The following is a 24221-nucleotide window of genomic DNA, read 5'->3' as shown; positions in this document are numbered from 1 at the left end:
TTTGGAAGCCAGAATATATTGATAAACATGACGCTACCGTTCAGGGATGACTTGTTGAGCTCCCTTCTGGCCCGTTGCAAAACCGTGCCGCTCTCCCGTTTCAGCCAGCCCCTGTTCTGGCTCTTGCTGCTGTTGCTGGCCCACCAGTGCGCCGGTCTTACCTGGCGGCTGCTGGATCTCGGTAGCCAGCAGAGCAGTCAGCCCTGGCAACCGGCCGTGGCAGGCAGTCAGGGTCAGGACAAGGCCCGGCTCGATCTCGGCGGCGTCAGCCGGCTGGCACTGTTTGGCAAGGCGAAGCAGCAGGCCCGGGCGGCCGATGCTGTCGCAGCCGACGCACCCAAGACCCAGCTCAATGCGCAGCTCAACGGTGTTCTGGCCAGTTCCGATCCCGCCAAGTCCATCGCCATCATAGCCCACAGCGGTGTGCAAAATTCCTATGGCATAGGCGACTTCATCGATGGCACCCAGGCCAAGGTTCGCCAGGTGTTTGCCGACCGCGTCATCATAGAACGCGACGCGCGTGACGAGACCCTGATGCTGGACGGGGAAGAGTACGGCAAACCCCTGCCCAGGCAGGGCAACCCGGATGAGAAGCTCTCCTCGGTGCGCAGCGAATTGCTGGGCAACCCCGGCAAGATCACCGATTACCTCAATATTTCACCGGTACGAGTGGATGGCCGCATGGTTGGCTATCGCCTCAATCCGGGCAGCAATCCAGAACTGTTCAATCAACTCGGTCTGGTCGCCAATGACATGGCGGTCAGCATCAATGGTCTGGATCTGCGGGATAACGCTCAGGCCATGCAGGCGATGCAGCAGGTGGCAGGCGCCACGGAAATGACCGTCACCGTCGAACGGCAGGGACAGCTCTACGACGTTTATGTCGGCTTGTCAGAATAATGATTTGGAGTAGCACCAAGAATGATAAATAAAGGGAAGAGCTGGCGTCTTGCCACGGTCGCGGCGGCGCTGATGATGGCAGGCTCTGCCTGGGCCACCGAGTATTCTGCCAGCTTCAAGAATGCCGACATCGAAGAGTTCATCAACACGGTCGGCAAGAACCTGAGCAAGACCATCATCATAGAGCCTTCGGTGCGCGGCAAGATCAACGTCCGCAGCTACGACCTGCTCAACGAAGAGCAGTATTACCAGTTCTTCCTGAGCGTGCTCGACGTCTATGGCTTTGCCGTTGTGCCCATGGATAACGGCGTGCTCAAGGTTGTGCGCTCCAAGGATGCCAAGACCTCGGCCATCCCCGTGGTGGATGAGACCAACCCGGGCATTGGCGACGAGATGGTGACCCGGGTGGTGCCGGTGCGCAATGTCTCGGTGCGCGAACTGGCCCCCTTGCTGCGTCAGCTCAACGACAACGCCGGTGGCGGCAACGTGGTGCATTACGATCCCTCCAACGTGCTGCTCATCACCGGCCGTGCCGCCGTGGTCAACCGTCTGGTGGAAGTGGTGCGCCGGGTCGACAAGGCGGGCGATCAGGAAGTGGACATCATCAAGTTGAAATATGCCTCCGCCGGCGAGATGGTGCGACTGGTGACCAACCTCAACAAGGATGGCAACACTCAGGGCGGCAACACTTCCCTGCTGCTGGCGCCCAAGGTGGTGGCCGATGAGCGCACCAATTCCGTGGTGGTCAGTGGTGAACCCAAAGCGCGGGCTCGCATCATACAGATGGTGCGCCAGCTCGACCGCGACCTGCAAAGCCAGGGCAATACCCGGGTCTTCTATCTCAAATATGGCAAGGCCAAGGACATGGTGGAGGTGCTCAAGGGCGTCAGCACCAGCATAGAAGCGGACAAGAAGGGGGGCGGCACCACGGCCGGTGGCGGCAATGCCAGCATAGGTGGTGGCAAGCTGGCCATCTCGGCCGACGAGACCACCAATGCGCTGGTCATCACGGCCCAGCCGGATGTGATGGCCGAGCTGGAGCAGGTGGTCGCCAAGCTGGATATCCGCCGCGCTCAGGTGCTGGTGGAGGCGATCATCGTCGAAATCGCCGACGGTGACGGTCTCAACCTGGGGGTTCAGTGGGCCAATACCAACGGTGGCGGTACCCAGTTTACCAACGCCGGCCCAGGTATAGGTTCAGTGGCCATCGCCGCCAAGGATTACAAGGATAATGGCACCACCACGGGTATTGCCAAGTTGGCGGAGAGTTTTAACGGCATGGCTGCCGGTTTCTACCAAGGTAACTGGGCCATGTTGGTGACGGCGCTCTCCACCAACACCAAGAGCGATATTCTCTCTACCCCGAGTATCGTCACCATGGACAACAAGGAGGCTTCTTTCAACGTGGGTCAGGAAGTGCCTGTGCAGACGGGTAAACAAAATTCCACGTCCGGTGACACCACCTTCAGTACCATAGAGCGCAAAACGGTGGGCACCAAGTTGGTGGTGACGCCGCAGATCAACGAAGGGGATTCGGTGCTGCTTACCATAGAGCAGGAGGTTTCCAGCGTTGGCAAGCAAGCCAGTGGGACCGAAGGGTTGGGCCCCACCTTTGATACCCGTACCGTCAAGAACGCCGTGCTGGTCAAAAGTGGCGAAACCGTGGTGCTGGGCGGTCTGATGGATGAACAGACCAAGGAGGAGGTTTCCAAGGTGCCTTTGCTGGGTGATATCCCTGTGCTGGGCTACCTGTTCCGCTCAACCTCCAACACCACGTCCAAACGCAACCTGATGGTCTTTATCCGCCCCACCATATTGCGCGATGCCAACGTCTACTCGGGGATATCCAGCAACAAGTACACCCTGTTCCGTGCTCAACAGCTGGAGGCGGCGGCTCAAAAGGGATATGCCACCTCGCCGGATCGGCAGGTGCTGCCCGAATATGGGCAGGATGTGGTCCAGTCACCCGAGGTACAGAAGCAGATCGAGCTGATGAAGGCGCGTCAGCAGGTGACGGCCGATGGAGCACAGCCGTTCGTACAGGGTAACAACTAATGGCGGCGTACCAGCTCGATGGAACGGATCTGCCAGCAGCCCTGCCCGAGCTGCCGTTTGCCTTTGCCCGCAACTTCGGTGTCATTCTGACCGAACGGCAGGGGACCCCACTGCTGCTCTGTCGTCAGGGGGTCGCGCCGCAAACCCTGCTGGAAGTTCGGCGGGTAGCGGGCTGCGCCTTCGAGGTGGAGCAGCTCGAGAACGATGCTTTTGAAGAGTTGCTGATGGCCCACTACCAGCGCGACTCCTCCGAGGCGCGTCAGCTGATGGAAGATCTCGGCAACGAGATGGATTTCTTCGCCCTGGCCGAAGAGTTGCCCCAGAGCGAGGATCTGCTGGACGCCGATGACGATGCTCCCATCATTCGCCTCATCAACGCCATGTTGAGCGAGGCGATAAAAGAGGAGGCGTCCGACATCCATATCGAGACTTTCGAACGGGTGCTGGTCATTCGCTTCCGTATCGATGGCGTGCTGCGGGAGATACTGCGTCCCCATCGCAAGCTGGCCTCTCTGCTGGTGTCGCGCATCAAGGTCATGTCGCGGATGGACATAGCCGAGAAGCGGGTCCCGCAGGATGGCCGCATCTCATTGCGTATCGGCGGCCGGGCGGTGGACGTGCGGGTTTCGACCATGCCGTCCAGCTACGGCGAGCGGGTGGTATTGCGTCTGCTCGACAAGAACAACGTGCGCCTCGAGCTCAAGCAGCTCGGCATGACGCTGGCCAACCGCAACATCATCAGCGAACTCATTCGCAAGCCCCACGGCATCATATTGGTGACGGGCCCGACCGGTTCGGGCAAATCCACCACCCTGTATGCGGCGCTCTCCGAGATCAACTCGCGGGATCGCAACATTCTCACGGTGGAGGACCCTATCGAATATGACCTCGAAGGGGTAGGTCAGACCCAGGTCAACAGCAAGGTGGACATGACCTTCGCCCGCGGCCTGCGCGCCATCTTGCGTCAGGATCCGGACGTGGTGATGGTGGGGGAAATCCGGGATCTGGAAACCGCCCAGATAGCGGTGCAGGCGTCGCTGACCGGTCACCTGGTGATGTCGACCCTGCACACCAACACCGCCATCGGTGCCATCACCCGAATGCGGGACATGGGGATAGAGCCTTTCCTGCTCTCCTCATCCTTGTTGGCGGTACTGGCCCAGCGGCTGGTGCGTACCCTCTGTCCGGATTGCCGCACTCCACGCCCCATCACTGAGCAGGAGCGGGAGGCCATGGGCATGGAGCTGGCGCCGGATCAGCAGGTGTGGCGCCCGGTTGGCTGCGAGCAGTGCAACCACACCGGCTATCGCGGCCGGACCGGCATTCACGAGCTGGTGGTGATCGACGAGGCGGTGCGCGAGGCGATCCACAGCGCCAGCGGTGAACTGGCCATAGAGCGGCTGATCCGCGGCCATACCCCCAGCATCCGCCGGGATGGTATCGACAAGGTACTCAAGGGCCAGACCAGCCTTGAAGAAGTGCTGCGCGTGACCCGGGAAGATTGATGTTCTGTCAGGCAAGCGATTTGAATCGGGATAGCAAGACGTCACAGTGCTAGGGCAGAGGAGCAAGAGTATTGTCAGCATTTGAATACAAAGCCCTCGACAGCAAGGGGCGCCAGAAGCAGGGGGTGACCGAGGGTGACTCGGCCCGTCAGGTACGCCAGCAACTGCGCGAGCAGGGGCTGACCCCGCTCGAGGTGAACGAGACCACAGAGAAGGCAAAGCGTGAAGCGAATCGCTTCGTGCTGTTTCGCCGTGGTGCCTCCACTTCCGAGCTGGCCCTTATTACTCGCCAGTTGGCGACTCTGGTTGGTGCAGGCCTGACTATCGAAGAGGCGCTGCGGGCAGTGGCCGAGCAGTGCGAAAAGGCCCACCTGCGCAGTCTGGTGGCAACCGTGCGCAGCAAGGTGGTAGAAGGCTACTCGCTGGCCGATTCGCTGGGGGCCTTCCCTCACGTGTTCGATCAGCTGTTTAGATCCATGGTGGCGGCAGGGGAGAAGTCCGGTCATCTGGAGAAGGTGCTGAACCGGCTCGCCGACTACACGGAGCAGCGCCAGCACATGCGCACCAAGCTGCTGCAGGCGATGATCTACCCCATAGTCCTCACTCTGGTGGCGGTCGGGGTCATTTCGATCCTGCTCACCGCAGTCGTGCCCAAGGTAGTGGCCCAGTTTGAACACATGGGCCAGCAACTGCCTGCGACGACCCGTTTCCTCATCGGCACCAGCGAGCTGATGCAGCACTACGGCCTCTGGTTCTTGCTGCTGCTGTTTATCGGTGGGTTTGTCTGGCGCTGGTGGCTGACCGACGAGAAACGTCGCCGTCACTGGCATCAGGTGGTGCTGCGCCTGCCGGTCATAGGCCGGGTCAGCCGTGGTCTCAACACCGCCCGCTTCGCCCGCACCCTGAGCATCCTCAATGCCAGTGCCGTGCCCTTGCTGGAGGGGATGAAGATCGCCGGCGAGGTGCTCTCCAACGACTTCGCCCGTACGCGCATTGGTGAGGCCACCGAACGGGTTCGGGAGGGGACCAGCCTGCGCAAGGCGCTGGATGAAACCAGGATTTTTCCGCCCATGATGCTGCACATGATCGCCTCCGGCGAGCAGAGTGGCGAGCTCGACAACATGCTGGAGCGGGCGGCGGACAACCAGGACAGGGAATTTGAAACCCAGGTGAACATAGCCCTCGGCGTGTTCGAGCCCCTGCTGGTGGTCTCCATGGCCGGGGTTGTGCTGTTTATCGTGATGTCGATCCTGCAGCCGATCCTCGAGCTCAACAACATGGTGAATTTATGATGTTGGTCCGCAGCCGCCCTTATCCGGTCGATCCTGCAGTCAACTCGCTGGAACTCAACAACATGGTGAATTTATAAGGTTCGGGTGTCCGAATACGCTTCGCTATTCGAACCTACAAATCCAATCGAACTCGCAGGTTCGATTAGCCGGCAGGCGTAATCGAACGATCGTGGTTTAACAGTTAATCGTTGATGGTTCATGCCATCTCATTTCGTTAGGGAGTAAGTCATGCAAAAGCGTCGTCAATCCGGTTTTACCCTGCTGGAAGTCATGGTGGTCATAGTGATCCTCGGGATCCTGGCCAGCCTGGTGGTGCCCAACCTGATGGGCAACAAGGAGAAGGCTGACCAGCAGAAAGCCGTCTCCGATATAGTGGCGCTGGAAAATGCCCTCGACATGTACAAGCTGGACAACAACCGTTATCCGACCACGGAGCAGGGCCTGGATGCGCTGGTCAACAAGCCGACCGCCGCCCCCGAGCCGCGCAGCTACCGTGACGGCGGCTACATCAAGCGCCTGCCGCAGGATCCCTGGGGCAATCCTTACCAGCTGCTGAGCCCGGGCCAGTTCGGCAAGATCGACATCTTCTCCATGGGGCTGGATGGCGAAGCCGGTACCGATGATGACATCGGCAACTGGAATCTGAAGGATTTCCAATAAGTGATTGATTGCGCTGCCATCAAGCTGCTGTGGGCGAGGCTGCCGTGAGGGGCTCCTCGTCTCGTCATCGCCAAGCCGGTTTCACCCTGCTGGAAGTATTGCTGGTGGCCATGCTGATGGGGCTGGTGGCCACTGCCGTCACCCTCAGCATGGGAGGGGCCAGAGGCGATCGCGAGCTCGACAAGCAGGCGCGCCGCTTCATGGCGACCCTGCAACAGGCGCAGGAGTATTCGGTGATGGATGGCCGGCTGGTGGGGCTGCGTATCGAGGCGAACGGCTGGCAGTTCATGCAGCGCGGGGCCAAGGATCGCAAATGGCAGGCGTTGACCGACGACAAGATCCTGGCGCAGGTCACACTGCCGGATGAGATGACGCTGGCCATCGAGCTCGAAGGGTTCAGCTGGCGGAGCGAGTCCGACGAGAAAACCGAGCAGGGTCGGGACGAGAAGGAGCGCACGCCCCAGGTATTGATCTTCCCCGGTGGCGAGCTCAGCCCTTTCGTATTGACCCTGACCCAGCAGAATGAGGACGTGCGCTACCTGCGGACTGTCAAGGCGGATGAATTCGGTCGCTTGCGACTGCTGCAGGACGAGGAGGAAGAGGAGTGAACGCCCGTGGCATGACATTGCTCGAGGTCATGGTCGCACTGGCGGTGTTTGCCATCGCGGGTCTTGCCGTGATGAAAACCGCCAGCGAACACCTCTCTGCACTCAGTTATCTGGAAGAGAAGACGCTGGCGACCTGGGTGGTGGAAAACCAGTTGGTGCAGCAGAAACTCGAAGCCAAGTGGCCCGGCGACAGCTGGGTGGAAGGGGACGAGAAGATGGCTGGGCAGACCTGGTATTGGCGCTATCGCGGCGTCGCCACCGCCGACAACAACTTCAAGGCGCTGGATATGGAAGTGCGTACTGCCCCCAAGGCCGATAGCCCTGTGGCCATGATCCGGACTTATATCAGCCGATGAACCTGGTCAACGACACCCAAATAAAGCTCCGTCAGGGCGGTTTTACTCTGCTGGAGAAGCCGATGAGGCCATCGCCAGTACCCAGGCCGCGAGCTCGGCATCATGGCCGTCAGGGTGGTTTTACTCTGCTGGAGATGCTGGTGGCCATCGCCATCTTCGCCAGCCTCAGCATGGGTGCTTATCAGGTGCTGCAGGGGGTGCTCACCAGCGACGAGGTGGCCAAGAAGAAAGAGGCCCGTCTCTCCGAGTTGCAGCTGGCCTTCACCCTGATGGAGCGGGACATCACTCAGATGGTACCCCGCAGTGGCCGTATCGATGGCGAGAACAACAAGGTGCTGCTGGCGGCATCCCGTTTCGGCCAGCAGAGCGATGACTGGGGCATGGCCTTCATTCGCGGTGGCTGGCTCAATCCGGATGGTATGCTGCCACGCTCCGGTTTGCAGCGGGTTGGCTGGCGTATCAAGGATCACAAGCTGGAGCGGCTGAGCTACCTCTATCCGGATCCGGTGATCGGCACAGAGCCGCGCATTCAGCCCATGCTGGATCGGGTGACGGCGCTGCGGCTCTATTTTTACGACAAGGGTGCCTGGAAGGAGGAGTGGACCCAGCGCAACGTGCTGCCTTACGGCTTGGCGGTGGAGCTGGATCTGGAGGATTACGGCACCATTCGTCGTCAGTTCCTGATCGGGGCCGGTGGCCAGAGGGCTGACAATGGTAATTGATCGTCGTTTTCCCCTGAGCGTCACTGAAGATGACGGCACAATTCGTCTCGTCGTCGTCAGTTCCTCATCGGGGCCGGTGGTCAGAGGGCTGACAATGGTAATTGATCGTCGTTTTCCCCTGAGCGTCACTGAAGATGACGGCACAATTCGTCGTCGTCAGTTCCTCATCGGGGCCGGTGGCCAGAGGGCTGACAATGGTAATTGATCGTCGTTTTCCCCTGAGCGTCACTGAAGATGACGGCACAATTCGTCGCTGTCAGTGCCTGATAGGGGCCGGTGGCCAGCGAGCAGACAATGGCAACTAGGCGCAATCGGGGAGTGCACGCAGCCAGACCGGGTCGTCAGGGAGGCATGGCCCTTCTGGTAGTGCTGCTCATCTTGTCGGTGATGGTGATCATCGCCAGCAACATGAGCGGTCGCTTGCAGCTGGAACTGCGCCGCACCGGCAACCTCACTGCCGGCAAGCAGGCATGGTGGTATGCCATGTCGGCGGAAGCCCTGGTGAGCAAGGTGCTGGCTCAGGATTTCAAAGACGACCCCAATGTGGTGAGCCTGGGCCAGAACTGGGCCAGGCAGGATGCTGTCTTCCCGGTGGATGATGGCAAGCTGACCGGTCGGGTGCGGGATCTGCAATCCTGCTTCAACCTCAACAGCCTGAGCGTGCCACTGAAAGACGGGGTGAGCGGCGATGACCTCGAGAAGCAGCCCTATCAGGTCAAGGCATTTCGCGCCCTGCTCAAGCAGCTCGAGGTCGAGGATTACGAGGCGGTGCAGCTGACCGATGCCATCCGCGACTGGACCGACAAGGATACGGCGCTGGTCTCCAGCTACGGTGCCGAAGATGCCTATTACGAAGGGCTGACTCCCCCTTATCTGACAGCGAACCAGTGGATGATCAGCACGGATGAGCTGAGGGCAGTGCGCGGTGTGAGTGCCAAACTGTATGCCCGGCTGGCACCCTATGTGTGCGCCTTGCCGACCGACAAGCTGGTGGTGAACATCAACACCATCAAGCCGGAGCAGGCCGCGCTGCTGGTGGCGCTTTATCAGGACAAGGTTGGTCTCGATGACGCCAAACGGGTGCTGACCAGCCGCCCCCAGAAGGGGTGGAAGGATAAGAAAGCGATGACGGATCAGATGCCGGTGCAGGTGAGCACCATCCAGGGGCTGGATACGGCGCTGGACGTCAAGAGCAGCTATTTCGAAGCCAAATTGATCGCCGAAGTCGGTGATACCCGGGCCAGGCTGGAGAGTGTCTTCGTGCGTGGCAAGGACAACAAGCTGGTGATGCTGCGCCGCCTCAGCGGTGGCGCCGAATAACAAACAGGTGTGGGTGACGGCTGATGGCCGAACCCGCTCTGAATCCGTATTGGACAGCAGCCAAAGGCTGCGCTCCCGCCCATCCCCTGGATGCGGACGGGAATGGCAGGAGAGATATTTGTGAGCGAGAGTCTGGTCATCCGTCTGGGGACCAATGCGCAGCAACCGGTCGAGTGGCTGGTGTGGTCGGCGAAGGAGGAGGAGATCATTGCCTCCGGTACCCTGGCCTCGGCCCATGCCCTCGGCGAGCTGCGGGAGCGTGCCGGTGGCCGCCCCGTGGTGACCCTGGTGCCGGGCAGCGACCTTATCTTCCGGCGGGTGAGCCTGCCGGGCAAATACAGTCGCCAGGCCGCGGCTGCCTTGCCCTATCTGCTGGAGGAGCAAATCGCCTCCGATGTGGATGAGCTGCATCTGGTGGTGCTGGGCCACGAGGGCCACGATGTGGACCTGATGGCGGTCGACAAGGAGAAGATGCAGACCTGGCTGGGCTGGCTGGACGCGGCGGGCCTCAAGAGCCAGCAACTGCTGCCGGACGTGCTGGCGCTGCCTCAGGCCGCAGACGGCTGGTCAGCCCTGCAACTGGGCAAGGAGTGGCTGCTGCGCCAGGGCCCCTGTCAGGGCATAGTGGCCGACGAGCCGCTGCTGGCCATGTTGCTGGCGGTAGAAGCCGAACCGGTCACCATCCACAGCCATACCCAGGTACCGCCGATCCCGACTGCCAACTGGCAGGCGGCAGATCCCGAACTGCCCATGCTGCTGCTGGCCAAAGGGGCGTTGAACTGTCAGGCCAACCTGTTGCAGGGCCCCTACCGGCCGCAAACCGAATACTCCCGTTACTGGTTGCAGTGGCGCAAGGTTGCCGTGGTCGCCGGCTTGCTGCTGTTGGTGGCGCTGACCCAGCGCGGTGTGCATCTCTATCAGCTGGCGGAGCAGGACAAGGCTCTCAAGGCCGAGATCCGGCAGGTCTACACCCGCATCTTCCCGGGGGAGACCCGCATAGTGAACGTGCGCAGCCAGATGGCTCAGCACCTCAAGTTGCTGGGGCAGACCCCGCAGGATGGTGTGCTCTTGTTGCTGACCGAACTGGCACCCACCTTCGCCGAGGTGCCGGGTCTCAAGCCGCAGGTGCTGCGTTTTGACGCCGCCCGGGGCGAGCTTAGATTGCAGGTGACGGCACCCGGTTTCACCGAGATAGAGCGCTTTCGCGAGCTGGCGGGCAAGCGTTTCGAGGTGCAGCAGGGTGAGGTGCGCAGCACAGAAGGCAAGGTTGAGGGGGCACTGGTGCTGAAAGGTAAATCATCATGATGGACAAACTACAAGGCTGGTGGCGCAGCATCAGCGCCCGCGAGCAGCGGCTGGTGGCAGTGGGTGGCAGCTGCCTGCTGATCGGGCTCTTCTACTGGATCGTCTGGCAGCCCATCGTCAACCGCATCGCCGAGCGCGAGCGGCAGGTGCTGAGTCAGCAACAGACGCTCGCTTGGCTGAAAGAGAAGGGGGAAGAGGTGCTGGCGATGCAGGGCGGTCAGGGCCGTCAGCTTGACACCAGCGGCACCCTGGAAGGAGTGGTGAACCGCACCGCCTTCAACCAGAAGATCAAGATTGCCCGTCTGCAACCCCAGGGTCAGGAGCTGCAGGTGTGGATCGACACAGTGCCGTTCGATGATCTGCTGATCTGGCTGGCGAGCCTCGCCGATCAGCATGGCGTACAGGTACAGGTGATCGAGGTGGCCCGTGAGAATCTGGCCCCGGGTCTGGTCAAGGTCAGACGCTTGCAGTTGAGTCGTCCCCAATGACATCCAGCGGGCTGAGTGCCGCCGAGTGCCCGGTATTTCGTCCCTGTGGGGCGCCGGGCCTGGTCAAAGCCAGACATTTTCAGTTGAGTCATTTTCTATGAAGAAAAAAGTACTGATCGCCGCCCTGTTTCTGGTGGCCTATCTCGGTTTTCTGTTGGTGAAGCTGCCCGCTACCCTGGTGGTGCGCCATCTGCCGTTGCCGCCCAACCTGGTGCAGCTGGAAGGGGTGAGCGGTACCCTCTGGAGCGGCCAGGTCGCCCGGCTGCAATATGCCAGCGAGTCGCTGACCCAGCTGCGCTGGGAGCTCAACGGCTGGTCACTGCTGCGTTTCGCCCCCGAGGTCTCTCTGCGTTTCGGCGATCGCAGCGGCCTCAATGGCCAGGGTGTGGTCGGCTGGAACGGCGCCGCCTTTGGTCGCGACATTACCCTCAATGTGCCCGCACCCTGGGTGCTGGATCGGGTGCCCATGCGGCTGCCGTTCCCGCTGACGGTGGCGGGTCAGTTGCAGCTCAAGGTCGATCAGTTTGCCCAGGGCAACCCCTGGTGTGACAACCTCTACGGCAATCTCTATTGGTATGGCGCCGATGCAGACACCTCGGCCGGCAAGTTGCCGCTGGGGGATCCCGAGATCAAGCTGACCTGCATCGATTCCCGTCTGGTGGCCGAACTCAAGCAGAGCTCGGAGGCGGTGCAGGTGATGGGCAAACTGGAACTGCAGGCCAATCGCCAGTACCTGTTCCAGGGCTCTCTCAAACCAGGCCCTGAGCTGCCGGAAGAGATGAAGCAGGGACTGCCCTTCCTCGGTCAACCCGACGGTCAGGGCCGTTTCCCGCTGCGCTACCAGGGGCGTATCTGACGATACTGTCTGGTGTTGTGGACGCATGATGAAAATAACCCCGCTTCGGCGGGGTTATTTCGTTATGGAGTTTGTATGTCGCCAACCGGCGCCGTGATCAGATGGTTCAGAAAGAGATTGAACAACTCGGCTCGCGAGCCGAGCCGCAGCTTGCCATAGAGGTGCTTGCGGTGATTCTTCACTGTGCCGCTGCCAATCCCGAGCTCCGCGGCAATCGCCTCGGTATCCAGCCCCTGCAGCAGCAACACCGCCACCTGCCGCTCCCGGCGGGTGAGCCTATCGCCCCCTACGCTTGCCATCGCCTGCTCCACAGCACTCTTGAGGCTGGCGCTGTCCGGCTGCGCGCTGCTCTGGGCCAGCAGCGGCTGGCTCTGCTGCCACTGCTGACGACACAGCGAATGTACCAGCGGAAACACCCCCTCCAGCCGTGCCAGCTCGTCACGACTGAGGGTACTGCGCTTGTCGAGGCGACCGAGAAACAGCATCAGCGTCAGCCCGTCCCGCACCGGCAGGATCAGCCCCACCTCCTCCTGCCAGCCGGTGGCCTGATAGAAGTGGTAGCGATATTCGGGAGCGAGCCGCCCTTGTGACACCTGCGCCAGGGTCCAGACACCGGCAGGCAAGCCCTGCTCCAGTGCCTGCATAAAGGGATCCTGACTGAAGTGGCTGGTGAGGTAGCGATCAAACAGCAGGGCCCGCTGATGATTGAGGTTGTCGTAGAGGTAGACGGGCCGCTGCCCCACCCCGAGCAGCAGGGCGCAATCAAACGCCACCTGCTGCTGGATCAGCCGCACCAGCGCCGCCGGAAAGGCGCTGCTGTGCAGAGCATCGACCACCTCGGTCATGCTGCGGGTCAGGGCATCAGTGGCGAATGGCTGGGTCATTGTCGTTGAGTCACGGTGGTGGATTTCCGGTGGCGGGAAGCAGCTCCCTACTATGGGTGGATGCTAGCACGAGAGTGACAAAACTGTCCTTCAGGGGACATATCCGCCACCGACCAGAACGGCGAGGATGACGGCTTTTCCCCCTGCTGTTGGAGCACCCATGATCAACCCCCACCTGCTCGATGAGCTGAGCCAGCGCGGCCTTGTGGCCCAGAATTCCGACCCGGCGGCCCTGGCCGACCACCTCGCCACCCCGCGCACCATCTATTGCGGGTTCGATCCCACCGCTGGCAGCTTGCATATCGGTCATCTGGTGCCGCTCTTGATGCTGCGCCGCTTCCAGCTGGCAGGCCACACCCCGGTGGCGCTGGTGGGCGGGGCGACCGGCCTTATCGGCGATCCCAGCTTCAAGGCGACCGAGCGCAGCCTCAACAGTGCCGATACCGTGCTGGGTTGGGTCGCCAGCCTGTCGGCCCAGATCAAGGCGCTGCTGCCCACCGATGAAGGCCTGTCGGCCCCGCAACTGGTCAACAATGGCGACTGGATGGGGCAGATGTCCGCCCTCGATTTTCTGCGGGATATCGGCAAGCACTTCTCGGTCAACGCCATGCTGGCGCGGGAATCGGTGCGCCAGCGACTGGCCCGTCCGGATCAGGGTATCTCGTTCACCGAGTTCTCCTACACCCTGCTGCAATCCTACGACTTTGCGGTGCTGCACCAGCGACTCGGCTGCACCCTGCAGATTGGCGGCAACGACCAGTGGGGCAATATCACCAGCGGCATGGATCTCACCCGTCGCCTCCATCAGGCGCAGGTGCACGGCATGACCCTGCCCCTTATCACCAAGGCGGACGGCACCAAGTTCGGCAAGACAGAGGGCGGTGCCGTCTGGCTGGATCCTGCGCTCACCTCCCCTTACGCCTTCTACCAGTTCTGGCTCGGCACCGCGGATGAGGATGTCTACCGCTTCCTGCGCTACTACAGCTTTATGTCGCTGAGCGAGATTGATGCACTGGAGGCGGAAGATGCCCAGCGGCAGGGGCGCAAGCAGGCCCAGCAGGTATTGGCGAACGAGCTGACCGAACTGGTGCATGGCAAGGCGGCGCTGGCGGCGGTGCAGCGAATCAGTGAGCTGCTGTTTAGCGGCGACGTGGCCCGCCTCGGCGAGAGCGATCTCGCCCAGCTGGCGCAGGATGGCATGCCGAGCAGCACAGTCTGCGGCGAAACCGATCTGGTCAGCTTGCTGGTCAGCTGCGGTCTGGCGAACTCCAAGCGCATCGCCCGCGAGCTGCTGGCGGCGGGGGCCATCAGCCTCAATGGCACCATCAGGCATGATGAGCAGCTCAGTGCCGAGGATCGGCTGTTTGACCGCTACCTGCTGCTGCGCAGGGGCAAGAAGCAGTACCGGCTGGTGGCGTGGGTGGGCTAGCCAGCTTCCCGACATCAACGAGAAAGGGCTGCCCGGGCAGCCCTTTCCATTGTGCGTCCCCGCCTGTCAGCCGCTTTGCATGCTGGGGAAGGTGGTGAATTCTGTCCCCGTATCGGCATCAAATAGTCAGCGGCAGCAATTCGGCGTAGTGACGGAATACATCGGGGAGGGTGGTGAATTCTGTCCCCGTATCGGTATCAAGTAGTCAGCGGCAGCAATTCGGCGTAGTCACGGAATACATCGGGGAGGGTGGTGAATCTTGTCCCCGTATCGGTATCAAGTAGTCAGCGGCATCAGCTCGGCGTAGTCGCGGATCGCCGGGAAGGCGGTGATGTGCTGCTCGGGCTGCCGGCTGTCCGGGTTCTGGATGGCGAGCTGGTAGCCGATGCCGTAGTCGGCGGCGGCGCGCAGGATCCGCTCGCTGTCATCCACAAACAGGGTGCGGGCCGGATCGAACGCCAGCCGCTCGGCCAGCGCCTGCCAGCAGTGCTGGCTCTCCTTCGACCAGCCCAGCTCGTGGGTGCTCACCATCAGGTCCAGATGCCAGGCTAGGCCGAGCCGCGCATCCTTGACCGACAGGCTGGCGGGGTGGGCGTTGGTAAACAGCACCAGCTGCTTGCCAGCCGCCCGCAGCTCGGCAAGGAAGGGGATGACGTTGGGCCGCCACTGGATCTTCTCCAGGATCTCCTGCTTGAAGGCGCGAATATTCATCCCCAGGGTCTGGCTCCAGTAATCCACACAGTACCAGTCGAGGGTGCCGCTGACGGCGTGATAGTGGGCATCGATCTGTGCTCTGGCTTGGTCCAGCGGCAGGGCGAGTCGCTCTGCGTAGCGTGCCGGCACCAGTTGTTGCCAGAGGTGGTTGTCAAAATGGAGATCGATCAGGGTGCCATCCATATCGAGCAAAACAGTATCTATCTGGTGCCAGGGCAGCTGGGTCGGCATGGGGCCTCTTGGTGTCAATATTGGGGAGGAAAACGGGGCGGCATTATAACGGATTTTTCCGTCCGTTTTCCCGCCCTTGCCCCGTGGTGTTCGGTGTGGGAGTCGTTTACTCTTGAAGCACTATTTTTTAACGAGCAGCCAACGCCCGATGAGTGACCACCACAAGAGCAAGCCCGAGCATATCTGTGTCGAGACCCTGGATCTCGACAAGAACAAGCCGGAGATCCTCAAGGCCGAGATAGTGGCCGAGAGCCGGCTGTTCAAGGTGGAATCCCTGCACCTCAAATTCTCCAATGGCGAGGAGCGAGTCTATGAGCGGATGCGCGGTGGCAACCGGGGCGCCGTCATGGTGGTGCCCCTGTATGACGCCCACACCCTGCTGCTGGTGCGCGAGTATGCAGCTGGTACTCACTCTTACGAGCTGGGCTTTCCCAAGGGGCTGATCGACCCGGGTGAGAACGCCTTCGAGGCGGGCAACCGGGAGCTGATGGAGGAGGCCGGTTTTGGCGCCAACAGCCTGATCCCCCTCAAGCAGGTGTCACTGGCGCCGGGTTACTTCTCCAGCCGGATGGACATACTGCTGGCGCGGGATCTCTTCCCCGAGCAGCGGGTCGGCGATGAACCCGAGCCTCTGGAGGTGATCCCCTGGCCGCTCAACCGGATTGATGAATTGCTGGCGCGTTCCGACTTTACCGAGTCGCGCAGCATCAGTGCCCTGCTGCTGGCCCAGAAGTGGCTGGCGGAGCAGGAAAACTAGCCCGAACGTGGGCAAAGGCAATAAAAACAGAGGATAACAAGATGCAGGAGTTGTTGGCCTGGGTTCCAGGGGTCAAGGAGATCGCCCGCGAAGCGGGACGTATCCTTCACGAAATCTATCACGGCGGTCAGTTCGAGCGTCAGCTGAAGGAGGATGCGACCCCGGTCACCAGTGCCGATCTTGCTGCCGATGCCTACCTCAAACAGGCGCTGTCGGCGCTCACCCCCCATGTACCCGTGCTGACCGAAGAGGCGGCCGATGTGCCCTTCAGTCAGCGGTCCAACTGGCGGCAGTACTGGCTGGTGGATCCCCTCGACGGCACCGGTGAGTTCATTGCCGGCAGCGGCGATTTCGCCACCCTGATCGCCCTGGTTCGGGACAACGTGCCCGTGCTCGGTGTCATCTACGCCCCCGAGTCTGACGTGCTCTACTGGGCGGTGCGTGGTCACGGCGCCTTCAAGGAGGTGAACGGCGAGACCTTGCCCATCAGCGCCATGCATCACGAACATGACCAGCCAGACTCTCTGGTGGTGGCCATCAGCCGTCGCCAGAAGCTGGAGAATCTGACCCGTCGCCTCAATCCGGCCATCAACTACGAGCTGATCCCGCTCGGTTCCAGCTCCCTCAAGTCCTGCCTGGTGGCGGAAGGGGCTGCCGATTGCTATGTGCGACTCGGCCCCACCGGCGAGTGGGATACCGCCGCTGCCCAGTGCATCGTCGAGGCGGCCGGTGGCCGTATCCTCAGCCTGGCGTTGCAACCGCTCAGCTACAACGAAACCGAGTCGCTGGAGAACCCGGACTTCATAGTGATGGGAGATCCGGATCTCGCCTGGGGCACTATCCTCGCTCACTGAGTTGGCTGACATTTCATTGCAAGACTCAATCAGGCGACCTCATGGTCGCCTGACTGTCTGGTGTGATCCGCTGCTTTATCCGGCATGCATAGGAGTATCCACTGGCAAAGAACGTGAATGACAGTGGAACGTCATTATCGAGCGGGAAGATTTGGCATGGATTTTCAGGTAATCCTGCGAACGATCATTTGGTCAAAATAAAAAAGTGAGTATGAATGTAAATTTGGATTTATATCTCGCAATTTTTCTGTTTTTTAGTTTTACACGATTATCCAATCCCGATTGAATTCCCTATCTCACTGGCTTGAGCGCGTTATGGTAGTGATATGTTTCAGTCCCTCATTTTGAGAATTAAATCCTGATAAACCACAATGTGCTCAGATTAAAACACTGACAAAAAGTGGATTGGTAATGAGTTTATCTGTAGATGTCGTCAAGGAGCTGTCTGCTTCCCAGCCAGCCGTTACCAGCACTGCCCGTTGGCGCAGTCATGATACCCACTGGGTGATCAGCCTGTTTGGCACCGCCGTTGGCGCCGGCATACTCTTTCTGCCCATCAACCTGGGTCTGGGCGGTATCTGGCCTCTGGTCATAGTTGCCGTACTGGCCGGTCCCATGACCTTCCTGGCTCACCGCGGGCTGGCCCGCTTCGTGCTTTCTTCCTCCCGTCCCCATGCGGACTTCACCGAGGTGGCCGAGGAGCACTTTGGCAAGATGGCCGGTCGGCTCATCTCGGCGCTCTATTTCCTCTCCATCTTCCCGATCCTGCTCATCTACGGCGTCGGGTTGACCAACACGGTCGAGAGCTTCATGGTCAATCAGCTCGGCATGGCGACCCCGAACCGGGTGATGCTCTCCGGCATGCTGGTGTTTGCCATGATCGCCGTGATGATGGCCGGGGAGAAAGCGATGCTGCGCGCCTTTGCCTTCATGGTCTATCCGCTGGCAGCCATTCTGGCGGCGCTTTCCTGCTACCTCATTCCCCAGTGGCAGTGGCCGGAAGTCACCGCCTTTGATGGCGGCAGCTTCCTTAATACCGTCTGGCTGGCACTGCCGGTGACAGTATTTGCCTTCAGCCACGCCGCCGCCATCTCCGGCTTTGCCAATGTGCAGCGCCGGGAATATGGCGAGCAGGCCGAGGCCAAGAGCGGCCTGATCCTGCGCAACACCACCATAATGCTGGTGGGCTTCGTGCTCTTCTTCGTCTTCTCCTGCGTGCTGAGCCTCACTCCGGCCCAGCTTGCCGAAGCCAAGGCCCAGAACGTCTCCGTGCTCTCCTATCTTGCCAACATCACTGACAACCCTGTGATAGTGACGCTAGGGCCCCTCATCGCCTTTATCGCCATCAGCTCCTCCTTCCTCGGCCATTTCCTCGGTGCCCGCGAGAGCCTCAAGAGCCTGATCGCCAAGCCCACCGGCCTGTCGCTGGCCAAAGCGGACAAGCTGGGCATCGCCCTGATGTTCTTTGCCATCTGGGGCGCCGCCGTTATCAACCCGGGTATCCTGGGTCTGATGGAGACCCTCTCCGGCCCCGTCATCGCCATGATCCTCTTCATCATGCCGGTGATAGCGGTCTACAAGGTGGAGGCGCTGGCCCGCTTCCGCCAGGGCTGGACCAACGGCTTTATCCTGCTGACCGGGTCGCTGGCGGTGTCGGCGCTGATCTTCAGCCTGTTGAAGTAACAGCGAGCTGCGGCAACAAAATGAGAGAGGCGACCCCGGGGTCGCCTCTCTCATTTCATGGGGCCAATGGCATCAACCTAGCTTGGCGCCGTTCTCCACCGCCCGCTCCGGGATGGCCATTACCACGGCGCCATCCGTCCGGTAGAAACCGGTCAGCAGAAACTCCGACTGGATGGGGCCTATCTGTTTGGGGGGAAAGTTCACCACGGCGACTATCTGGCGGCCCACCAGATCCTCCGGGCGATAGAGGTCCGTTATCTGGGCGCTGCTCTTGCGTACCCCGAGCTCGGGACCGAAATCCGCCCATACCTTGTAGGCGGGCCGGCGTGCCTCGGGGAAGGGCTCGACCCGCACCAGGGTGCCCACTCTCAGCTCTATCATCTCGAACTGCTGCCAGCTTATGGTCTGCATCTTGGCTCCTCGTTTCACACACCTTGCATTGGCCTCAGCATGCCTCGAAACGGCGCTGGCTGTCTTCGGTGGCTGGCCGCCCTGTTACGGCAAAAGGCCGTTTTGCTTGCGCCAGAGGGAAGGGGTCAGCCCGCTCTCGGTCAGGAAGCGCTCGGCGAAGGCTCCCTGATTCTGGTAGCCGCAGCGACTGGCGATCTCGCCTATGGGCAGTTGGGTGTGGGAAAGCAGGGTGCGTGCCAGCGTCATGCGCCGTGCCCGTATGTAGTGGGAGACGCTCATCCCCAGCTGCTGGCGAAAGGCGTACTTGAACTGACTCTGACCGAGGCAGGCGATGGCGGCGAGCCGCTCATTGCCAAGGGGCTCGGCGAGGTGGGCCTCGATATGGCGCTGCACCTTGAGGATACGGGCGGCAAGGCGAGGGGGAGCAGAGGAGTGCATTCCTTGCCCTTGTGCCAGCAGGTCCAGCCACACCTGCTCCATGCCCACCACCTGTCGACCCGCTGCCACCATGCGGTGCAGGAAGGCGAGGTAGTGGCGCTGGGGCTCGTCCAGCGCGATAAAGGGGCGGGCCGCCAGATCGCCGGGGAGCCAGTCGCTCTCCTGCACCAGAAACGAGAGGGCCGGATCGGCGGCGTAGTCGTGCCGCTCGCCGGGGGCTATCACGCAGACAAAACCGGGGGCGAGGCGACGCCCCAGGCCCTGCACCTCGATCTCGAGGGGGCCGTCCAGGGGGATCACCAGCTGGGCGAAGTCGTGGCTGTGGCTGCTGATGTCGCTCTGGTAGTGGCGCAGGCTGAAGGGGGAGGCGGCAGATAGCAATGACGCGGCCTGGGGCCGCGTCATCTTCAAAGAGGGATTGCTGTTTGGCATAGGTCGCAGGTATTACTCTGCGTCGAAATCTTCGATCTCTTTGCCCAGCGCTTCCATGATGGCGCGCACCTCGGCGGGGACGCTGTCCGGATGATCCTTGCGCAGATCGTCGTCGCAGGGCAGCGGCTGACCGGTGAAAGCGTGCAGGAAGGCTTCACAGAGCAGCTCACTGTTGGTCGCATGACGCAGGTTGTTCACCTGGCGACGGGTGCGCTCATCGGTCAACACCTTCAACACCTTGAGCGGGATCGAGACAGTAATCTTCTTGACCTGTTCGCTCTTCTTGCCGTGTTCTGCGTAGGGGCTGACGTAGTCGCCGTTCCACTCTGTACCCATGATTCACCTGTTCTCATTTGGCCGTGAGCGCGGATTTTAACCCTTAAGGAAATTAATGGCAATCCAACAGCAAAGCCATTTAGACGTCCAGAAGTGTTGACGGCTTTTTTGCAGTGGCGTAGTGTGGTTCACCATGAGCCAGCAATGGCGGGGATGAGTGTGGCAGAGAAACCGCAGACACAGTCCCGAGACACATCAAGGAGAGCGGAAATGACCCACAAGGCTACCCTGCCGGTACGTTGCATCGGAAATCGAGCCGGATCAATTGCCCAGTCACAAAGCCAAGGAGAGCAGCATGAGTCATAAGGCTACCCTGGCGGTACGCACCGGGATTGAAACAGACACGCAGCACGGTGCCGTGGTGCCGCCCATTTACCTCTCCAGCAACTACACCTTTGCCGACTTTGGCGAGCCCCGTCAATACGATTATGCCCGCTCCGGCAACCCGACCCGTACCAATCTGGCGGATGCTCTGGCGGCGCTGGAAGGGGGCGCTGGCGCCGTTGTGACCGGCACCGGCATGGGGGCCACCCATCTGGTAACCACGGCTCTGCTCAAGGCGGGGGATCTGCTGATCGCCCCTCACGACTGTTACGGCGGTACCTGGCGCCTGTTCGAGTATCTGGCTGCCAAGGGCCACTATCGGGTGCAGTTTGTCGATCAGGGTGATGAGGCCGCACTGGCAGAGGCGCTGACACAGAAGCCGGCGCTGGTGTGGGTGGAGACCCCTTCCAACCCCTTGCTGCGGGTAGTGGATATCACCGCCATCGCCGCCGCCTCCCATGAGGTGGGTGCGCAAGTTGTAGTGGACAACACCTTCCTCTCTCCGCTGCTGCAACAGCCGTTGTCGCTGGGTGCGGATCTGGTTGTGCACTCCACCACCAAGTACATCAACGGCCACTCCGACGTGGTGGGGGGCGTGGCCATTGCCAAGGATCCCGCGCTGGCTGAATCACTGGTGTGGTGGGCCAACTGTCTGGGACTCACCTCCGGGGCGTTCGACTCCTACCTCACCCTGCGCGGCCTGCGCACCCTGGCTCCCAGATTGCGCGCCCATCAGGAGAACACGGACCGCATTCTCGCCTTCCTGCAGCAACAGCCGCTGGTCAAAAAAATCTATCATCCCAGCCTGCAGAGCCATCCAGGCCATGATATTGCGCGCCGTCAACAGTCCGGCTTCGGCGCCATGCTAAGTTTTGAACTCGATTGCAGCGAGGCGGGATTACGCACCTTCCTCGCGGCCCTCACCCTCTTCTCGGTAGCCGAGTCTCTCGGCGGGGTGGAGAGTCTGGTGGCCCATCCGGCCAGCATGACCCACAGGGCCATGACACCGGCGGCGCAGCAGGCAGCTGGCATCAGCGCCCAGTTGCTGCGTCTGTCGGTGGGTATTGAACACGGTGAAGATCTGGTGGCCGATCTGGCTCAGGCTTTTGAACAGGCGCAGCTGGCAGAACAGGTGGCGAAGTAATGGAACAGCAGCAAGGAGATATAGCGGTGGCAACACAAGCAGGGTTGAAGCGGCGGCAGGTACACAAGTTTGGTGGCAGCAGTCTGGCGGATCCGGTCTGCTATCGCCGGGTCGCCGCTATCGTCGAACAGCAGGTTGGCGGGGATGAGCTCGTCGTGGTCTCCGCCGCCGGCAAGACCACCAACCGCTTGATCCAGCTGGTGGAGCTGGCCGATGCGGGGGATGAGGCGGCCGGTGAAGCCATCTCTGCGCTGCAAGCTTATCAGCAGAGCCTGATCGATGGCCTGCTGGAGGGAGAGCTGCAGCTTGATCTCAGCCAGCAGCTGGCCGATGACATGCAACTGATCGCCAAGACCCTGGAGGGGCAGTTTGACCGCTTCGCCCGCAACGGCCTGCTCGCCTTTGGCGAAGTGTGGTCGGCGCGCCTGCTGGCCGCCCTGCTCAGCAGCCGCGGTGATAAGGCCATCTGGCTTGATGCCCGCAGCTTCCTGCGTGCCGAGGATGGTGCCCTGGTCAAGGTGGATACGGCCCTTTCCAGTGAACTGCTCAAGGCCCGTCTGGCCGAACATGCCGGTCGCATCGTGGTGACAGGTTTCATCGCCGCCGACATGGAGGGGCGCTCCCTGCTGCTCGGGCGCAACGGCTCCGACTACAGCGCCAGCCTCTTGGCAGCCCTGGCTGATGGCGAATCCACCACCATCTGGAGCGACGTGGCCGGTGTCTACAGCGCAGATCCGCGCCGGGTGAAGGAGGCGCGCCTGCTGGAGCGTCTCAGCCTGGCTGAAGCAAACGAGCTGGCTCGCCTCGGTTCGTCCGTGCTGCACTCCCGTACTCTGCAACCGGTGGCGGACAGTCGCCAGCGTCTCACCCTGCGCTGCAGCTACAACCCGGATGAGGGCTGCACTCACATACTGCGCCGGGCGCCGCGCTCCGGTGGTGCCCGCATCGTTTCTTCGGTGGATCAGATCGCTCTCATTGAGCTGAAAGTGCTGCCACAGACCCACTATGAGCAGACGGTGGCGGCCATCGAAGCCCATCTGGCCCGTCATCGCCTCAATCCGCTCACCTTGCAGCGCCAGCCTGATCGGCGGGTGCTGCGTCTGGCCTATACCCTGGAAGTGGCGGAAGGGGCCTTCGAGATACTGCGTGACTTCCAGCTGCAGGGCAGCTTCACCGGTCTCATCCAGAAAGAGGGGTTCAGTCTGGTGGCCCTGGTGGGCGCCGGTGTCACCGACAACGCAGAGCAGTGTCACCGCTTCTATCAGTTGCTGGCGGATCAGCCGCTGGAGTTCGTGCAGGTGGCCAGAGATGGCCTGAGCCTGGTGGCGGTGCTGCGTCAGGTGGTGCTGGAGCCCCTGCTCATCGCCCTGCACAGCGCCCTGTTCAGTCGCCCGACCCGGGTCGGGCTGGTGGTATTTGGCAAGGGCAACATAGGCGGCCACTGGCTCACCCTCTATGCCCGCGAGAAGGCGCGGCTCGAACATGAGCTCAATCTGGCGTTGACCCTGTACGGGGTGTTCAGCTCGGAAGGGGGGCTGCTGGACGAAGAGGGGCTGGATCCCCTCAAGGTGCAGGACAAATTCAACCCCAAACCGCTGATCTGGCCAGAACTGCTGACCCAGCTGGAGCAGCACAGTTTCGATACGCTGATTGCCCTGGACTTGACCGCCAGCGAGACGGTGAGTCGCTACTACCCGGACTTCGCCCAGCTCGGTATTCACATCATCGCCGCCAACAAGTTTGCCGGTGCCGCCGAGAGCGAGTTCTACCAGCGCATCAAGCAGACCTGCCGCGATCATCAGGTGCAGTGGCGCTACAACGCCACCGTGGGCGCCGGGCTGCCGATCCAGTCCAGCATCCAGATGCTGCGCCAGAGCGGCGACCGCATTCAGGGGGTCTCGGGTATTTTCTCCGGCACCCTCTCCTGGCTGTTCCAGCAGTATGACGGCACTCGCCCCTTCTCCGAGCTGGTGGACGAGGCGTGGCAGCACGGCCTGACCGAGCCGGACCCCCGCGAGGATCTCTCCGGCCAGGATGTGCGCCGCAAGCTGCTGATCCTGGCGCGGGAGGCGGGTTTCGAGCTGGATTCCGCGGATATCGAACTGGAAAACCTGGTGCCGGTGACACTGCGCAAGGTGAGCACGGATCAGTTCATGGACAGGCTCAAAGAGCTGGATGACCCGATCCAGACCGCATTTGAAGGGGCGCGTCGGGTTGGCAAGGTGCTGCGCTACGTCGCCCGCTTCGAGCACGATGGCAAGGCCAGGGTCGGGCTGGAGGCGCTGGAGCCTCACCACCCGTTTGCCAATTTGCTGCCTTGTGACAACGTGTTCGCCATCGAGAGCGACAGCTATCGTACCAACCCGCTGGTGATACAGGGGCCGGGGGCAGGGCGTGAAGTAACGGCCGCCGCCATCCAGTACGATCTGTGGCAGATCTGCGCCAGCCTCTGAGGTGAGGAAAGTGGCGCTCGGATCTGGCGCTGTCACCGCAAATAAACAGAGGGCGCCCGGTTGG

Annotated in this window: 23 protein-coding genes and 2 pseudogenes; 20 read left to right on the top strand and 5 right to left on the bottom strand. The window is 61.5% G+C overall.

The window, feature by feature from the left end:
- Window positions 1–51: 51 nt before the first annotated feature.
- The 14 genes and pseudogenes from exeC to exeN all read left to right on the top strand — a co-directional run bounded on the left by exeC (window position 52) and on the right by exeN (window position 12067).
- Window positions 52–900, top strand: a complete 849-nt coding sequence (exeC, locus tag GWQ27_RS14670) for a GspC family type II secretion system variant ExeC (protein WP_275907648.1) — start codon at window positions 52–54, stop codon at window positions 898–900.
- Window positions 901–921: 21 nt separating this feature from the next.
- Window positions 922–2955, top strand: a complete 2034-nt coding sequence (exeD, locus tag GWQ27_RS14665; RefSeq protein WP_275907647.1) for a GspD family T2SS secretin variant ExeD — start codon at window positions 922–924, stop codon at window positions 2953–2955.
- A complete protein-coding gene (exeE, locus tag GWQ27_RS14660; protein WP_265461997.1) occupies window positions 2955–4460 on the top strand; it encodes a GspE family T2SS ATPase variant ExeE in 1506 nt (501 codons plus the stop codon). Before exeD ends, exeE begins: the two co-directional genes overlap by 1 nt.
- A 71-nt stretch (window positions 4461–4531) precedes the next feature.
- Window positions 4532–5752, top strand: a complete 1221-nt coding sequence (exeF, locus tag GWQ27_RS14655; protein ID WP_275907646.1) for a GspF family T2SS innner membrane protein variant ExeF — start codon at window positions 4532–4534, stop codon at window positions 5750–5752.
- Between the two features lie 228 nt (window positions 5753–5980).
- Window positions 5981–6412 (top strand): GspG family T2SS major pseudopilin variant ExeG, encoded by a 432-nt coding sequence (exeG, locus tag GWQ27_RS14650; RefSeq protein ID WP_005315859.1) that lies wholly within the window; start codon window positions 5981–5983, stop codon window positions 6410–6412.
- Window positions 6413–6456: 44 nt separating this feature from the next.
- Window positions 6457–7020, top strand: coding sequence for a GspH family T2SS minor pseudopilin variant ExeH (gene exeH, locus GWQ27_RS14645; RefSeq protein WP_275907645.1), 564 nt, complete (start codon window positions 6457–6459; stop codon window positions 7018–7020).
- Window positions 7017–7376 (top strand): GspI family T2SS minor pseudopilin variant ExeI, encoded by a 360-nt coding sequence (exeI, locus tag GWQ27_RS14640; protein ID WP_058394892.1) that lies wholly within the window; start codon window positions 7017–7019, stop codon window positions 7374–7376. Before exeH ends, exeI begins: the two co-directional genes overlap by 4 nt.
- A gap of 62 nt (window positions 7377–7438) precedes the next feature.
- Window positions 7439–8098, top strand: a complete 660-nt coding sequence (gene exeJ / locus GWQ27_RS14635; RefSeq protein WP_111589014.1) for a GspJ family T2SS minor pseudopilin variant ExeJ — start codon at window positions 7439–7441, stop codon at window positions 8096–8098.
- A 130-nt stretch (window positions 8099–8228) separates the two neighbouring features.
- A pseudogene (locus tag GWQ27_RS14630) lies at window positions 8229–8303 on the top strand (type II secretion system protein GspJ); the annotation flags it as partial.
- Between the two features lie 25 nt (window positions 8304–8328).
- A pseudogene (locus GWQ27_RS22265) lies at window positions 8329–8403 on the top strand (type II secretion system protein GspJ); the annotation flags it as partial.
- Window positions 8393–9418 carry a GspK family T2SS minor pseudopilin variant ExeK gene (exeK, locus tag GWQ27_RS14625; RefSeq protein WP_275907644.1) on the top strand — a complete coding sequence of 342 codons (1026 nt, stop codon included), beginning with the start codon at window positions 8393–8395 and terminating at the stop codon, window positions 9416–9418. The pseudogene GWQ27_RS22265 and the gene exeK, both read left to right, overlap by 11 nt.
- A gap of 120 nt (window positions 9419–9538) precedes the next feature.
- Window positions 9539–10723: a GspL family type II secretion system protein ExeL gene (gene exeL / locus GWQ27_RS14620; protein WP_275907643.1), complete on the top strand. Its 1185-nt coding sequence runs from the start codon at window positions 9539–9541 to the stop codon at window positions 10721–10723.
- Window positions 10720–11211, top strand: coding sequence for a GspM family type II secretion system protein ExeM (gene exeM / locus GWQ27_RS14615; protein ID WP_096117828.1), 492 nt, complete (start codon window positions 10720–10722; stop codon window positions 11209–11211). Before exeL ends, exeM begins: the two co-directional genes overlap by 4 nt.
- Window positions 11212–11308: 97 nt before the next feature.
- The gene (gene exeN / locus GWQ27_RS14610; RefSeq protein ID WP_058394896.1) at window positions 11309–12067 is read left to right on the top strand and encodes a GspN family type II secretion system protein ExeN; all 759 of its coding nucleotides are present in this window, start codon (window positions 11309–11311) and stop codon (window positions 12065–12067) included.
- A 62-nt stretch (window positions 12068–12129) separates the two neighbouring features.
- On the opposite strand, the gene GWQ27_RS14605 is transcribed toward exeN, so the two are convergent.
- Window positions 12130–12951, bottom strand: a complete 822-nt coding sequence (locus GWQ27_RS14605) for a helix-turn-helix transcriptional regulator (protein ID WP_275907642.1) — start codon at window positions 12949–12951, stop codon at window positions 12130–12132.
- A 160-nt stretch (window positions 12952–13111) separates the two neighbouring features.
- Between GWQ27_RS14605 and tyrS the strand changes: the two genes are divergently transcribed.
- Entirely contained in the window at window positions 13112–14380 is a 1269-nt protein-coding gene (tyrS, locus tag GWQ27_RS14600; RefSeq protein ID WP_275907641.1) for a tyrosine--tRNA ligase, read from the top strand.
- 276 nt (window positions 14381–14656) lie between these two features.
- Here the strand turns inward: tyrS and yrfG are convergent, their stop codons facing one another.
- Window positions 14657–15325 carry a GMP/IMP nucleotidase gene (gene yrfG, locus GWQ27_RS14595; protein ID WP_275907640.1) on the bottom strand — a complete coding sequence of 223 codons (669 nt, stop codon included), beginning with the start codon at window positions 15323–15325 and terminating at the stop codon, window positions 14657–14659.
- 148 nt (window positions 15326–15473) lie between these two features.
- On the opposite strand from yrfG, the gene nudE reads away from it, so the two are divergent.
- The 3 genes from nudE (at window position 15474) to GWQ27_RS14580 (ending at window position 18619) form a co-directional block, all read left to right on the top strand.
- The gene (gene nudE / locus GWQ27_RS14590) at window positions 15474–16082 is read left to right on the top strand and encodes an ADP compounds hydrolase NudE (RefSeq protein ID WP_058394900.1); all 609 of its coding nucleotides are present in this window, start codon (window positions 15474–15476) and stop codon (window positions 16080–16082) included.
- Window positions 16083–16123: 41 nt separating this feature from the next.
- Window positions 16124–16936: a 3'(2'),5'-bisphosphate nucleotidase CysQ gene (gene cysQ, locus GWQ27_RS14585; RefSeq protein ID WP_005315821.1), complete on the top strand. Its 813-nt coding sequence runs from the start codon at window positions 16124–16126 to the stop codon at window positions 16934–16936.
- Between the two features lie 411 nt (window positions 16937–17347).
- Complete coding sequence (locus GWQ27_RS14580; RefSeq protein ID WP_125597580.1) at window positions 17348–18619, top strand: aromatic amino acid transport family protein; 1272 nt, start codon at window positions 17348–17350, stop codon at window positions 18617–18619.
- A 72-nt stretch (window positions 18620–18691) separates the two neighbouring features.
- On the opposite strand, the gene GWQ27_RS14575 is transcribed toward GWQ27_RS14580, so the two are convergent.
- The 3 genes from GWQ27_RS14575 to metJ form a co-directional block, all read right to left on the bottom strand.
- Window positions 18692–19030, bottom strand: coding sequence for a tRNA-binding protein (locus tag GWQ27_RS14575; RefSeq protein WP_275907639.1), 339 nt, complete (start codon window positions 19028–19030; stop codon window positions 18692–18694).
- 84 nt (window positions 19031–19114) lie between these two features.
- On the bottom strand, window positions 19115–19873 hold the full coding sequence (locus GWQ27_RS14570; RefSeq protein ID WP_275907651.1) for an AraC family transcriptional regulator: 759 nt from the start codon (window positions 19871–19873) through the stop codon (window positions 19115–19117).
- Window positions 19874–19912: 39 nt separating this feature from the next.
- Entirely contained in the window at window positions 19913–20236 is a 324-nt protein-coding gene (gene metJ, locus GWQ27_RS14565) for a met regulon transcriptional regulator MetJ (RefSeq protein ID WP_005315809.1), read from the bottom strand.
- A 295-nt stretch (window positions 20237–20531) separates the two neighbouring features.
- Here metJ and metB point away from each other — a divergent pair, with 295 nt between their 5' ends.
- Both metB and GWQ27_RS14555 read left to right on the top strand, forming a co-directional pair.
- The gene (metB, locus tag GWQ27_RS14560) at window positions 20532–21704 is read left to right on the top strand and encodes a cystathionine gamma-synthase (RefSeq protein WP_275907638.1); all 1173 of its coding nucleotides are present in this window, start codon (window positions 20532–20534) and stop codon (window positions 21702–21704) included.
- Window positions 21704–24157 carry a bifunctional aspartate kinase/homoserine dehydrogenase II gene (locus tag GWQ27_RS14555; RefSeq protein WP_275907637.1) on the top strand — a complete coding sequence of 818 codons (2454 nt, stop codon included), beginning with the start codon at window positions 21704–21706 and terminating at the stop codon, window positions 24155–24157. The genes metB and GWQ27_RS14555 overlap by 1 nt, the downstream gene beginning before the upstream one ends.
- Window positions 24158–24221: the final 64 nt, after the last annotated feature.

The organism is Aeromonas sp. 5HA1 (assembly GCF_029237245.1).
GTDB classification, from domain to species: Bacteria; Pseudomonadota; Gammaproteobacteria; order Enterobacterales; family Aeromonadaceae; genus Aeromonas; species Aeromonas salmonicida.
Note: the sequence above shows the minus strand (reverse complement) of the source record. Positions and strands in the feature narration are given on the sequence as shown.